Genomic DNA, 11,859 nt, shown 5'->3' with positions numbered 1-11,859 from the left:
ATGATGGTGTCTCGTGGCGGATTACATGGCGGTCTTCGATCGGGTCAGGGGTTCTCTGCTGGGCGGAGCGGTGGGTGACGCGCTCGGCTGGCCGGTCGAATTCCTACGGCTGGAACAGATTCGGCAGCGGTACGGCTACGAAGGCGTGACGGGCTTCTTACCCCAGCACGCCCAGGACGCGCCGCAACAGATCACCGACGACACTCAGATGACACTGTTCACCGCGGAGGGACTGTTGCGCTCGGGGCCCGGCGCCGATCCGGTGCCGGCCTTGCGCCGAGCCTATCTGCGCTGGTTGCAGACTCAGCGGCAGGAGGCGCCCGCGCCACACGTCGACGGGTGGCTGGCGAGTCTGCCCTTCCTGTACGCGGTGCGGGCGCCCGGGAACGCGTGCATGTCCGGCCTGGGACAGCAGTCCCGCGGATATCTCGCACCGGTCGCGTTCGGTGCGAGCGGGCCGGTGAATCCGCATTCGAAGGGGTGTGGCACGGTCATGCGGTCGGCGCCCTTCGGATTGTCCGGGATGGGGCCCGATCTCGCGTTCACCACCGCCGCCCGGGCCGCGCAGCTGACCCACGGGCACCCCACGGGATATCTCGCCGCGGGGGCGTTCGCGGCACTGGTCGATCGGGTCGTGAGCGGAACCGAACTGCCGATCGCGTTACGGGAGACGATCACCCAGCTCGCCGCCGTCCCTTCGAGTGCGGAGACGGTGGCGGCGCTGACCCGAGCCGCGGAATTGTCCGAGCATCCGGTCTCCGCCGAACAGGTCGAGCACGTGGGGGAGGGGTGGGTCGCCGAGGAATGCCTGGCCATCGCGGTGTACTGCGCCTTGTACGCGGCCAGGACCGGAGATGCCCGCGGCGCGCTGCTGCTGGCGGTGAACCACTCCGGCGATTCCGATTCCACGGGCGCGGTGGCGGGAAACCTGGTCGGCGCCGTCCACGGTGTCTCCGGACTGCCGATGGAGTGGGTTGCGGCGGTCGAGGGACGCGACGTGCTGGTGCAGGTCGCCGACGACCTCGTCATGAATTTCGGGCTCGGCGACCGGTCCGGACTCGCCGCCCGCTATCCCATCGACGAAGGCCTGTGAGCACCCCGCGTACCTGACCGCGAGGACGCGGCGCTCACTCGCCCTTCACGGTCCGGCCGATCGCGCGCACACATCGAGCACGCGGCCGCGCAGCCACCGATGAGCCGGGTCCGCGTCGAGCCGGACGTGCCACAACAACGACACGGTCACCTCCGGAGCGCGGAACGGCAGATCGAACGAGTGCATGCCCTGCCGCAGGATCACGGTGTGCTGCTGCGGGACCGTCGCGACCAGGTCCGAGGCCCTCGCCAGCGCCAAGGCCGCGCCGAAGCCGTCCACGACGGTGACGACGTCGCGCCGGTGGCCGGTCGGGTGTAGCGCCTGGTCCACCAGTCCCTCGCCCATGCCGCGCCGGGAGACGTGCACGTGCCGTGCGGCGGCGTATCGGGCCGCGGTGATCTTCCCCGCACGGAGCGGATGTTCGGCACGCACCACCCCGATGAAGCGGTCGGTGAACAGCGGTCGGCTCACGATGTCGGGCGGCAGCGCGCGCTCGATGACTCCCGTCTCCAGGTCGATGGTGCCGTCTCGCAAGGGATCGGTGTCCTTCTTCGTCTTCCGCACGAACCGCAGTCGCACCTCCGGCGCCGCGTGGCCGATCTCGGCCACCAGTTCGGGTCCGAACCGCTCCACGAACCCGTCGCTGCTGCGCACGGTGAACGTTCTCGAAAGCTCGGCCGGGTCGAGGTGATCGGCGGGCCGCAACACCTCTTCGGCCTCCCGGACCAGGCCGCGCACGCGGTCGCGCAGCTCCACGGCGCGTGGCGTGGGCACCAGCCCCCGGCCCGCCCGTACCAGCAGCGGATCGCCGGTGGCCCGGCGCAATCGCGCGAGCTGACGGCTCATCGCCGAAGGGCTGAGCGCGAGCCGCTCGCCTGCTCGCGTCACGCTGCCCTCCTCGAGTAGAACGTCCAAGGTGAGCAGCAGATTCAGATCGGGCCGCGCCATGGGCACACGATCTCACAGTGCTCCTGGGATATGGCGTTCAGTGCACAGATGAGTTTCCATCTTTGCGTCTTCCGCCAGGTGATAGCGGGGCCTAGCGTCCAGAGCGTCATCCATATCGAAGAGGTCGTCTTGAAATCAGCAGAACCCCGTCTACGGACGTCGTACGCCCGTCGTCCCACCTTGCCTCGGACGCTGCTCGCGCTGTCGTTGTCCATGCTGTTGCCCTCGCTGAGCATCAGCATCGCGAATGTCGCCCTACCGACCATGGCGGTGGCGTTCGACGCCTCCTTCCACCAGGTGCAGTGGGTCGTGATCGCCTACCTGCTGGCCACCACGACACTGGTCGTCGGCGCGGGCCGTCTCGGCGACGTCGCAGGCCGGCGCCGCCTGCTGCTCGGCGGTATCGGGGTGTTCACGGTCGCGACCATGTTGTGCGGTCTGGCTCCGGATCTCGTCTTCCTGGCCGCTGCCCGCGCGCTGCAAGGAGCGGGCGCCGCATGCATGATGGCGCTGACGATGGCCTTCGTCGGCGAGACCGTGCCGAAGCACCGCACCGGCAGCGTCATGGGACTGCTCGGGACGATGTCGGCGGTCGGGACCGCGCTGGGTCCCTCGCTCGGTGGAGTGCTCATCGCGGCCTGCGGCTGGCGTGCGATCTTCGTCGCCGTCGCGCCGCTCGGGTTGCTCACCCTGGTCCTGGCCAGGCGCCTGCCGACCGGCGCCGCACCGGAAATCGGAAGCGCGCGTTCGCGTTTCGACATCTCGGGTACAGTGCTGCTGGCGCTCGCGCTCGGCGCCTACGCCCTGGCCATGACGATCGAAGGAAACGCGGTCGGCCCGCTCGGTATCGGATTGCTGCTCGTCGCCGGAACGTGCCTCGCGTTGTTCGTCCGCACCGAAACCCGCGTTTCCGCGCCGCTGCTCAGGCTCGGGATGCTCCGCGATCCGCTCCTGACCGCGGGCCTGACGACCAGTGCGCTGGTCTCGACCGTCATGATGACCACGCTCGTCGTGGGTCCCTTCCACCTCGCCCGCGCTCTGCACCTCGATCCGGCCGCGGTCGGTCTGGTGATGTCGGCCGGTCCCGCGGTGTCGGCCCTCACCGGCGTGCCCGCGGGACGCGCTACGGATCGCTTCGGAGCGAGGACCATGGTGAGCGTCGGGTTGGGCGGTGTCATCGGCGGCACCGCCGCGCTCGCGCTGCTGCCCGCGAGCGCCGGGGTCATCGGCTACGTGCTGCCACTGGTGGTCACCACCCTGGGCTACGCCCTGTTCCAAGCGGCCAACAACACCGCGGTCATGCGAGACGTCGACCCGCGACAGCGGGGCCTCGTCTCGGGCATGCTGAACCTTTCTCGCAATCTGGGTCTCGTCACCGGTGCGTCGGTCATGGGCGCGGTCTTCGCTCTCGCGGCGGGAACCGGCGACGTCATCGGCGCCGCGCCGGAGCAGGTGGCCCGGGGAACACACGCGACCTTCGCCGTCGCCGCGCTGCTCGCCACTGCCGGTCTGGCGATCGTGACAGGCCTTGGACTCACCCGCTCGAAAGCGTGAATTCCGGCGCGCGTGACGAAGAGGCGTGCACCCGGCACGGAGGCGCCCGCCGCGGTCACGAAGGCGACCTCCGGCGGCCGAATCCTCACGCGGCGAGAGCGTGCGCCAGGTGCGGCCACGACTCGTGGAGGTCGGTCTCGAACAACCCCCAGGTGTGCGAGCCTTCCGCGCGATTCACGTGGACAGCGGACAGCCCGAGCTCGTCGAGACGATCGGCGAAGGCCGCCGTGCAGGAGCTGGCGATCGCCTCGATGGGGGGAAAGGGCAGGCCGCCTCGATCGATGGCACCGGGAGTGCCGGAGGCGGCGGACAAGTAGATGGTCTTCCCGGCCAGAGCGGGCGCGTTGGCGAAAGCGTCGTGCGCTCGCCAGATCACGTCGCCCGGAGCGCCCCACATGTTCGCCGGATTGCCCCCGCCACGGATGACCTGGGCGCTCACCATGGCCGCGCCGACGGCGTCCGCGGCCCATGGGCATCCGCTGTAGGCCGCCACCGCGTCGTACACGTCGGGCGCCTGGATCGCGAGGTCGACCGCGGATCCGGCGCTCATCGACACCCCCGCGATCGCGTTGCGCCCGGTCGTGCCGAGTTCGGCGTCGAGCGTCGCCGGAAGCTCACGCGTGAGATAGGTCTGCCATCGGTTGCGCCCGACCGCCGGATCATCGGCGCGCCAGTCGGTGTACATGCTGTAGGCGCCGCCGACCGGCATCACCACGTTGATGTGCTTGTCCGCGAAGAACTCCCGGACGTCCGTATCGTCCCACCAGGAGATTCCGTCGACGCCGCCGCCGATACCGGTGAGCAGGTACAACGTCGGCGCGGGTGCGCCGCCCGCCGCCCGGATCACCCGGTTGGTGACCACTTTGTCCATCGACGGCGAGTAGACATCGATCTGGGACACCGATCCGCCGAGCGGGGCCTCCCCCACCACGCGCGCCCGCGCGGACTCGGCTTCGGCGGGACGAGCGGAGAAGGAGGACACCGCGACAACTGTCGCCAGCGCGCTGACGAGCGCGCCCAAATACCTAGAAGCACTCACGATTCCGTTGTACCCGGCCGCGCGTGGATCATTCGGCGAAATCGATCCATTTGGAAGGATTGCCTGCGCGAAAGCCACGCTCGAGCAGCATGTTTCGTTCCGGTGCTGCGTCGGGCGGTCGAACGACCGCTCACTCGTGGCGATTCCGGGAAGGCGTGTACCGGAGCTGGAGCCCATGTCATGGCGGTCAGGGCCGGTTCATCTCCGCACGATCGCGTTCGAAGGCGGAGCGCTCGGGCCGTGAGGATCACGGTAAGGGCTGGAGCCGGCAAGCGCACTTCGATCGAGGGCGTTCATCTGACCGGCCTGTCGATGGTCGTCATGCCGCTCACTGTTTCGAAATCACCGCGGTATGGGCGATTCGGTCACCGGTCGCTCGTCGCGGGAAGCGCAGCATCCCGGCGGCCCACAAGGCGACGCCGATGTACAGTGCCTGCTCCGGAACGCGCTCCCACAGTGGCGGTGCGGGTGCGTCGTTGAACGGGATGCCGGAGAGCGCCACGTAGATGTTGGCGGGCAGCATCACGACGAACAGGGCGGTCAGCCCGAGACCGGCGGCGCGGCGAGTGCGGGCGAGGAAGAGGCCCGCCGCGCCGAGTAGTTCCAGTACGCCGGTGAGGTAGACCATCGCGCCGGGGAACGGGACGAACGGCGGCACCATCGGGAGCAGATCGGCGTGGGTCGGAACGGGGGTGTCCGCGAACGACTCCGGCAGGAAATGCGTTGTGCCGGTCATGATCAGCATCACGCCCAGCGCATAGGCGGCGCAGGTGGGCCATGCGGCGAACCGGCGCGCGCCGAGGGCACCCGCAACGCGCAGCGACAAAAGGGTGGTGAACAGAACGATGAGGGTTTCCATCATGCCTCCATGGGGACGGTCCGGCCGGGCGCCGGTGTCGTGGTGAATCGGATGAGCAGGTAGAGCAGCACGCCGATCGGCGCGAACAGGATGGTGAGGACGAGCAGGGGGCTGATCAGCAGCGGCGTGTGGCCGCGCGCGCGACTGTCCAGGTAGATCCAGCGCCCGAGGAACAGGTCGAAGGCCACGAAGTGCGCCCATGCCGCCGCGGCCCCCGACCCCTGGCCCAGTATTTCTCGCAGCCCGGCGAGTTCCGGATCGACGAGCGCCGCTGCGAACGAGCCGAACTCGGGCAAGACCAGCGCCGCGTAGACGAGCAGTGGAGGCAGGCAGATGAGCGGTGAGGCGACGATCGCGCTGGTCCGTCGCCATCCCGGGGCCAGGATCATCAGTGCCCAGAAGGGGGTCGCGAACCAAAAAGTGATGTCGAACAGCAGCTCCGTCATAGTCCCGCTCCTATCGGGACGCGTTGCACGACAAACTTTTTCGTCCGCAGCGCGACAGCGGCCGACAGGGCGGCTCCGAGGGCGATGGCGGCGAGAGCCAGCAGGGTGGCGACGTCGGGATGGACCACCGATTGTCCACGCAGCGCCTGCCAGGTCAGCACCGCGAGCAGTGCGGCGTAGGCCGCCGCGGCGATCACGACGAGCGTTCGCCTGGTGGCCGCCGAGCGCATGGCCGGAATCCGGCGCGACCCGTACTCCACGGCGAGTAGAACCAGCGGAAACACCTGCAACGCATGCATTCCGAGGAAATGCGGGACACGCAGATCGCCTCCGGCCGTGCTCCAGCCGAGGATGGGCAAGCCGGGTCCGCCGTCGGCGAGCCCGACGGTGTGGGCGCCCCTGATCGCGCTGCCCGCCGCCCGTTGTTCGGCAGTCGGCGGCACCATCAGCATCCCCAGCGCGGCGCCCGCGAGCGAGAGCGCGGCGCCGTAACGGATCGCCGCGTTGCGGGCGGGGTCAGCCGTCGGATCGGCGAACAACGCCGCCGAGGCGACCAAGGTGGCGATCCAGACCACCACGATGGACGACCCCATGATCTCCCACAGTGCCGCGTTGAGCGGCGTCGTGAAATTGAAGTGGCTGGTGGTGCCGCGCACGATCTGCGTGGTGATGACGATGAGCTCCACCGCGAGGCCCAGCGCCGCCACCGTCCCCGCCCACCAGGCGACGCGCTGCCATCTGGTGAGCTGGGCAAGCAGCCACGCCCAGGTCAGGGCATAGATCAGCACCGAAAACGCGAACTTGGCGGACTTGGCCCAGATCGGCAACCCGGTCGAGGTGCGGTCGTCGATGATCATGCCCCCGATCGACCAGGCGACCAGGAGCGCCATGGCGACGGCGAGAAGCATCAGTGGCCGATGCCAGGAGAGTGCGGGGAATCGCTGGGAGAAGGCGGTCACGGGGAGACCTTTCGGGAACTTGAAGTATCGATAGTTGTACTATCAGCAGATATTATGGATAGCTGTACTATCGACTGTCAATACGTCGACCGAGCCGAGGAGTCCGATGCGGATCGCCGAACTCAGCCGCGCCAGCGGCGTTGCTCCCGCGACGATCAAGTACTACGTGCGCGAGGGGCTTCTGCCCTCCGGCGTGCGGACCCATCGCAATCAGGCCGAATACAGCGATGCCCACGTCAGCAGACTGCGGCTGATCCGGGCGCTGGTGGATATCGGCGGCGTGTCCATCGAAGCGGCGAAGGAACTGCTCGCGGCGCTCGACAGCGGCAGCCTGTCCGCGCGGGACGCGCTGGGCCACGTCCAGTACGCGCTGGGCGGCCGGAGGTCGCAGGTCGGTGAGGAGCAGCGGGAAGCCGCCGCCGAGGATGTCGCGGCACTGCTGGACCGGCGCGGCTGGCGGATCGATGACGACAGCCCGGCCCGCGACACCCTCATCGATGTCTGCGCCGCGCTGCGTCTGCTCGGCCACGGTGACGTGGTCGCCGCGATGGACGACTACGCGGGTGCCAGCGAGGCCATCGCCGCCACCGACATCGCCCTGGTCCGCAACGAACCGGTCCTCGAGCGGATGACCGAAACCGCCATTGTCGGAACGATTCTGGGCGACACGCTGCTCGCCGCGCTGCGCAGGCTGGCGCAGGAGCATCTGTCCAGCACGCTGCTGTCGGCGGACGACGCCGCGGATCGCGCCTCCGGCGAGGTTTAGCCCGCCCCTCGCGCGGCATGCCGGAAACAGGACCATCCAGAGGCGAAAGGAGAGCGGCTCATGACCGATCAACTGAATGGGACGCGCGTGCTGATCATCACCTCGAATACGGGAGTGGAGCGGGACGAACTGCTGGTGCCGCGCGACGAACTCCGCAAGCGCGGGGCGCGCGTCACCCATGCCGCACCGAAGCGCGAGGAGGTGCAGACCTACCTGCACGACACGGAGAAAGACACCGTCGTGCAACCGGATGCGTCGGTGCACGAGGTCTCTGTCGACGATTTCGACGTGCTGGTCGTCCCCGGCGGCACGGTGAACGCGGACAAGCTGCGGGTCACCGACCGGGCGATCGAACTGGCCAAGGAGTTCGCAGGCGCGGGCAAGCCGATCGCCGCGATCTGCCATGGCCCCTGGCTGCTCGTGAACGCCGAACTGGTCCGCGGCAAGACGCTGACCTCCTACTTCTCGCTGCGGACCGACATCGTCAACGCGGGCGGCGAGTGGGTCGACGAAGCGGCGGTCCGCTCCGTCGAGGGCGGGTGGACCTTGCTCACTTCGCGCAACCCGGGTGACCTATCCGATTTCGTGCACGCGATCACGCGCGAAGTGGTCCCTGCCTCGCGCTGACCTCTGTGGGGCTCGATTCAGTTGCCAGGCAATGATTTTCGCGGATCGAGCGTAATTCCCAGATCGCGCAGCCGGTTGTCGATGAGCAGCCAGCACTCGGTGGTCAGGCGGTCGACCAGGGCGGCTTCGGTGGTGTCGTGGTGTTCCAGCCACCACCGCACCGAGGCATCCACCAAGCCGAGCAGGGCGACCACCACCCGGTCCGCGGCCAGTGGGTCGGCCCCGAATTCCGGCAGGTAGCGGGTCGCGGCGGCGGAGATCTCGGCGGCGAACGCGCTGCCGCCGACGCGCGGTTCGTTGCGGCCGCGCCGGTAGTCGCGTCCGACCAGGAAGCGATAGAGATTGGGATGCTCGGCGGCCCACCGCACGTGCTGGGTCAAGGGTGCACGGATGATGTCCAGCGGCGTGCCGTCCACCGCCAGGCGCGCGCGAATCCGTTCGGTCAGATCGTGGTGCGCGTGCCGGGCGACCGCGAGGTCGAGTTCCTCTTTGCTGGCGAAATGCCGGTAGACGTGCGTGCGGGCCAGTCCGGCGCGGTCGGCGATCCGGCCGGTCAGCGCGTGCGGGCCGTCTTCCTCGATCGCCGCGATCGCGGCTGTCACGATGGCCCGGCGGCGTTCGTCGCGGCCGGGCCGATCACTGGTGGAACGCCGCGCGTCGGCGGTGTCCACCCAAGGTCGTCGTGCCACGCGGCTCAGCGTATCGGCAGGCGAATCGGGTGGTACACCTTGTACCCGGCAGTTCCGTGGTACACACTGTACCCGTAACTGTCGGTATCAGACTTTCGCAAGGACACCCGATGACGACCTACCGGTCCGCCTGGCTCGACGACGACCTGGACGCCCTGCGCGAGCTCGCCCGCTCGTTCTTCGCGAAGGAGTTGGCGCCGAACATCGACAAGTTCATCGAGCAGCACCACGTCGACCGCGACTTCTGGAACAAGGCGGGCGCGCTCGGCCTGCTGTGCGCATCGATCCCGGAGGAGTACGGCGGTGGCGGCGGCACCTTCGCGCACGAGGCCGTGCTGATCGAGGAGCAGGCAAAGGCGTTCGACACCTCCTGGGGCGCCACCCTGCACAGCGGCATCGTCGCGCATTACCTGCTGCACTACGGCACCGAAGAACAGAAGCGGAAGTGGCTGCCCAAGATGGCCACCGGCGAGGTCGTCGGCGCGATCGCCATGACCGAGCCCGGCACGGGATCGGACCTGCAGAGCGTCAAGACCAAGGCGATCCGCGAGGGCGACGAGTACGTGGTGAACGGCTCCAAGACCTTCATCACCAACGGCAGCCAGGCCGATCTCATCATCGTGGTCGCCAAGACCGACACCAGCGAGGGCGCCAGTGGCATCTCGCTGATCCTGGTCGAGGCCGACCGGCCGGGCTTCCGCCGCGGCCGAGTGCTGGACAAGGTAGGGCAGAAGGGGCAGGACACCTCCGAGCTGTTCTTCGAGGACGTCCGGGTCCCGGTGTCGAACCTGCTGGGCACGCAGGAAGGACAGGGCTTCGTCCAGTTGATGCAGCAGCTTCCGCAGGAGCGGCTGATCATCGCCGTCGGATCGGTGGCAGGGATGGAGGCCGCGCTCGAGGTCACGCTGCGCTACACCAAGGAGCGGCACGCCTTCGGCAAGCCGCTGTTCGCCTTCCAGAACACCAAGTTCACCCTCGCGGAGGCGGCCACCGAGACCCGGGTGGCCCGGGTGTTCCTGGACGACTGCATCGTGCGGCATCTACGTGGGGAATTGGACATCCCGACCGTCGCCATGGCCAAGTGGTGGACCACCGATCGCGCGATGTCGGTGGCCGACGAGTGCCTCCAACTGCACGGCGGCTACGGCTATATGAGCGAATACCCGATCTCGCGGATGTGGACCGACAGCCGTGTCCAGAAGATCTACGGCGGCACCAACGAGATCATGAAAGAGATCATCGCCCGCAGTCTGTGAGCCGAGCGGCCGACTGTGTTGGCAAACTGCCAACACCCTGTCGGGCCGCGCCGGTCAGGGCCTACGCTTCGGTGACGTCCACCGAGGTGGCCGTGGCAGAGACAACGAGGTGCCGGCCACCTCCAGCGTGAAGGGACGGTTGCGATGAGCGACGTCGAGACTCCTCCGTTCAAGGACATCGTCAACGGGGCACTGGAATTCACCATCCCGATCGCGCACAAAATGGGTGTGCAGGCGGTGGAGGTGCGGCGCGGTTTCGCGGCGACCTCGGTGCCCGTCGAGGGCAACGGCAACCACTTCGGCGTGATGTACGCGGGAGTGCTGTTCACCGTGGCCGAGATCCTCGGCGGCGCGATCGCGGTCGCCACATTCGACAACTCGGCGTTCTATCCGCTGGTGAAGGATCTGCACGTCTTCTTCCGCAAGCCGGCCAAGACGGATGTGCGCGCGGAGGCGACGTTGTCGGAGGAGGAGATCACGCGCGTCGGCGCGGAGGCGGCGGCGAACGGCAAATCCGACTTCACGCTGCGATCCGTGGTCACCGACGCCGACGGCGTTGTGGTGGCGGAGACCGAAGGCCTCTACCAATTGCGGGCGCACGGCAAGTAGCCTGCCTCGGCGCCGGAGCGGGGCGTTCGGCACGCATCCGGCGCCGGTCGGCCGCGCGCTGTGGCGAGCCGGCGGGGGGCCGACGACGGTGTCCGGCCAGGTCGCCGTGCCCGCGCCGAGATCACGGACCGGTCGCGGGGCACCGGTTCGGCCGCGGCGTCACGCGGATATCTCCGGTTCTTCGATTTGGTAACGGCTCGGTAGCTGATGCCCTGAGTGGCGGCGGGCGAGGCCGGGGTATGCCTACTACCGCAAGTCGTGGACCTGCGAAAATGCGATCCGCTTCACCATATCGCAGTGATCTCGGCCACATAACGAAGCCATAACAGCGGATCTGTATCGGTCGATTTTTCGCGATCGACCTGGGTGAACGGCGCGAAGTCTCGACCAAGGGTCAAACCTATGTCGACGTTATTCGAGCGTGATCTGTCGCGACATCTCCGCTAACGTCGGTCACGGCTCGGGGCAACACCGAGATCGAGCTCGAATCGCAGAACGCCGGAAACCCTGTCCCGCGATTCGAGTGTCCACGAACTTCCCTGGGGACAGGGGCGCGGCGAATTCGCCGAGCCGGTGGGCGCAGGCGGGAAATCTCATGTCGCAAAACCGTAAATTCACCACTCGTGTTCTCGGCTTCACCGCGGCTGTCGGCGCCTTCGTCGCCGTGCCGTTCGGCCTGTCCACCGCGACCGCTTCGGCCCACAACTGGGACGCCGTCGCGCAGTGCGAGAGCAGTGGCAACTGGTCCACCAACACCGGTAACGGCTTCTCGGGCGGCCTGCAGTTCACCCAGAGCACCTGGGAGGCCAACGGCGGCAGCGGCAGCCCGTCCAACGCCAGCCGTGACGAGCAGATCCGCGTCGCGGAGAACGTCCTCGCGACCCAGGGTCCGGGCGCCTGGCCCGTGTGCGGCTCTTACCTCTGATGCGTCGCCGGCGCCTACCGCGAATTCGCGGTAGGCGCCGAGCTATTTACCGGCAGTAATAAATTTCGCGAAATGTCGGTTTATTCGGA

13 protein-coding genes are annotated in these 11,859 nt (G+C 68.2%); 7 read left to right on the top strand and 6 right to left on the bottom strand.

The features are described 5' to 3' along the window. Positions 1–13 precede the first annotated feature (13 nt). Complete coding sequence (locus tag ACWESM_RS03850; RefSeq protein ID WP_397276925.1) at positions 14–1,093, top strand: ADP-ribosylglycohydrolase family protein; 1,080 nt, start codon at positions 14–16, stop codon at positions 1,091–1,093. A gap of 45 nt (positions 1,094–1,138) precedes the next feature. Here the strand turns inward: ACWESM_RS03850 and ACWESM_RS03845 are convergent, their stop codons facing one another. Beyond that, positions 1,139–2,041, bottom strand: coding sequence for a LysR family transcriptional regulator (locus ACWESM_RS03845; protein WP_364429512.1), 903 nt, complete (start codon positions 2,039–2,041; stop codon positions 1,139–1,141). A gap of 48 nt (positions 2,042–2,089) precedes the next feature. Here ACWESM_RS03845 and ACWESM_RS03840 point away from each other — a divergent pair, with 48 nt between their 5' ends. Continuing rightward, positions 2,090–3,595, top strand: coding sequence for an MFS transporter (locus ACWESM_RS03840; RefSeq protein ID WP_452490913.1), 1,506 nt, complete (start codon positions 2,090–2,092; stop codon positions 3,593–3,595). An 85-nt stretch (positions 3,596–3,680) separates the two neighbouring features. On the opposite strand, the gene ACWESM_RS03835 is transcribed toward ACWESM_RS03840, so the two are convergent. The 4 genes from ACWESM_RS03835 to ACWESM_RS03820 all read right to left on the bottom strand — a co-directional run bounded on the left by ACWESM_RS03835 (position 3,681) and on the right by ACWESM_RS03820 (position 6,898). Beyond that, entirely contained in the window at positions 3,681–4,634 is a 954-nt protein-coding gene (locus tag ACWESM_RS03835; RefSeq protein WP_452490912.1) for an alpha/beta hydrolase, read from the bottom strand. 328 nt (positions 4,635–4,962) lie between these two features. Beyond that, a complete protein-coding gene (locus ACWESM_RS03830; protein WP_452490911.1) occupies positions 4,963–5,496 on the bottom strand; it encodes a DoxX family protein in 534 nt (177 codons plus the stop codon). Continuing rightward, the gene (locus ACWESM_RS03825; protein ID WP_355077779.1) at positions 5,493–5,939 is read right to left on the bottom strand and encodes an ABA4-like family protein; all 447 of its coding nucleotides are present in this window, start codon (positions 5,937–5,939) and stop codon (positions 5,493–5,495) included. Before ACWESM_RS03825 ends, ACWESM_RS03830 begins: the two co-directional genes overlap by 4 nt. Next, positions 5,936–6,898 (bottom strand): hypothetical protein, encoded by a 963-nt coding sequence (locus tag ACWESM_RS03820; protein ID WP_412805823.1) that lies wholly within the window; start codon positions 6,896–6,898, stop codon positions 5,936–5,938. Before ACWESM_RS03820 ends, ACWESM_RS03825 begins: the two co-directional genes overlap by 4 nt. A gap of 106 nt (positions 6,899–7,004) precedes the next feature. On the opposite strand from ACWESM_RS03820, the gene ACWESM_RS03815 reads away from it, so the two are divergent. Both ACWESM_RS03815 and ACWESM_RS03810 read left to right on the top strand, forming a co-directional pair. Next, complete coding sequence (locus tag ACWESM_RS03815) at positions 7,005–7,664, top strand: MerR family transcriptional regulator (RefSeq protein WP_397276936.1); 660 nt, start codon at positions 7,005–7,007, stop codon at positions 7,662–7,664. Positions 7,665–7,724: 60 nt separating this feature from the next. Beyond that, positions 7,725–8,291 carry a type 1 glutamine amidotransferase domain-containing protein gene (locus ACWESM_RS03810; protein ID WP_364429493.1) on the top strand — a complete coding sequence of 189 codons (567 nt, stop codon included), beginning with the start codon at positions 7,725–7,727 and terminating at the stop codon, positions 8,289–8,291. 17 nt (positions 8,292–8,308) lie between these two features. On the opposite strand, the gene ACWESM_RS03805 is transcribed toward ACWESM_RS03810, so the two are convergent. Further along, a complete protein-coding gene (locus tag ACWESM_RS03805) occupies positions 8,309–8,980 on the bottom strand; it encodes a TetR/AcrR family transcriptional regulator (RefSeq protein ID WP_355077771.1) in 672 nt (223 codons plus the stop codon). 110 nt (positions 8,981–9,090) lie between these two features. Between ACWESM_RS03805 and ACWESM_RS03800 the strand changes: the two genes are divergently transcribed. The 3 genes from ACWESM_RS03800 to ACWESM_RS03790 all read left to right on the top strand — a co-directional run bounded on the left by ACWESM_RS03800 (position 9,091) and on the right by ACWESM_RS03790 (position 11,770). Beyond that, positions 9,091–10,236: an acyl-CoA dehydrogenase family protein gene (locus ACWESM_RS03800; protein ID WP_452490910.1), complete on the top strand. Its 1,146-nt coding sequence runs from the start codon at positions 9,091–9,093 to the stop codon at positions 10,234–10,236. A 144-nt stretch (positions 10,237–10,380) separates the two neighbouring features. Next, entirely contained in the window at positions 10,381–10,845 is a 465-nt protein-coding gene (locus ACWESM_RS03795) for a PaaI family thioesterase (protein WP_355077768.1), read from the top strand. Positions 10,846–11,440: 595 nt separating this feature from the next. Next, on the top strand, positions 11,441–11,770 hold the full coding sequence (locus tag ACWESM_RS03790) for a transglycosylase family protein (RefSeq protein WP_355077766.1): 330 nt from the start codon (positions 11,441–11,443) through the stop codon (positions 11,768–11,770). Positions 11,771–11,859: the final 89 nt, after the last annotated feature.

The organism is Nocardia sp. NPDC003999 (assembly GCF_053604885.1).
This window is presented reverse-complemented; position numbering and strand designations above follow the sequence as displayed.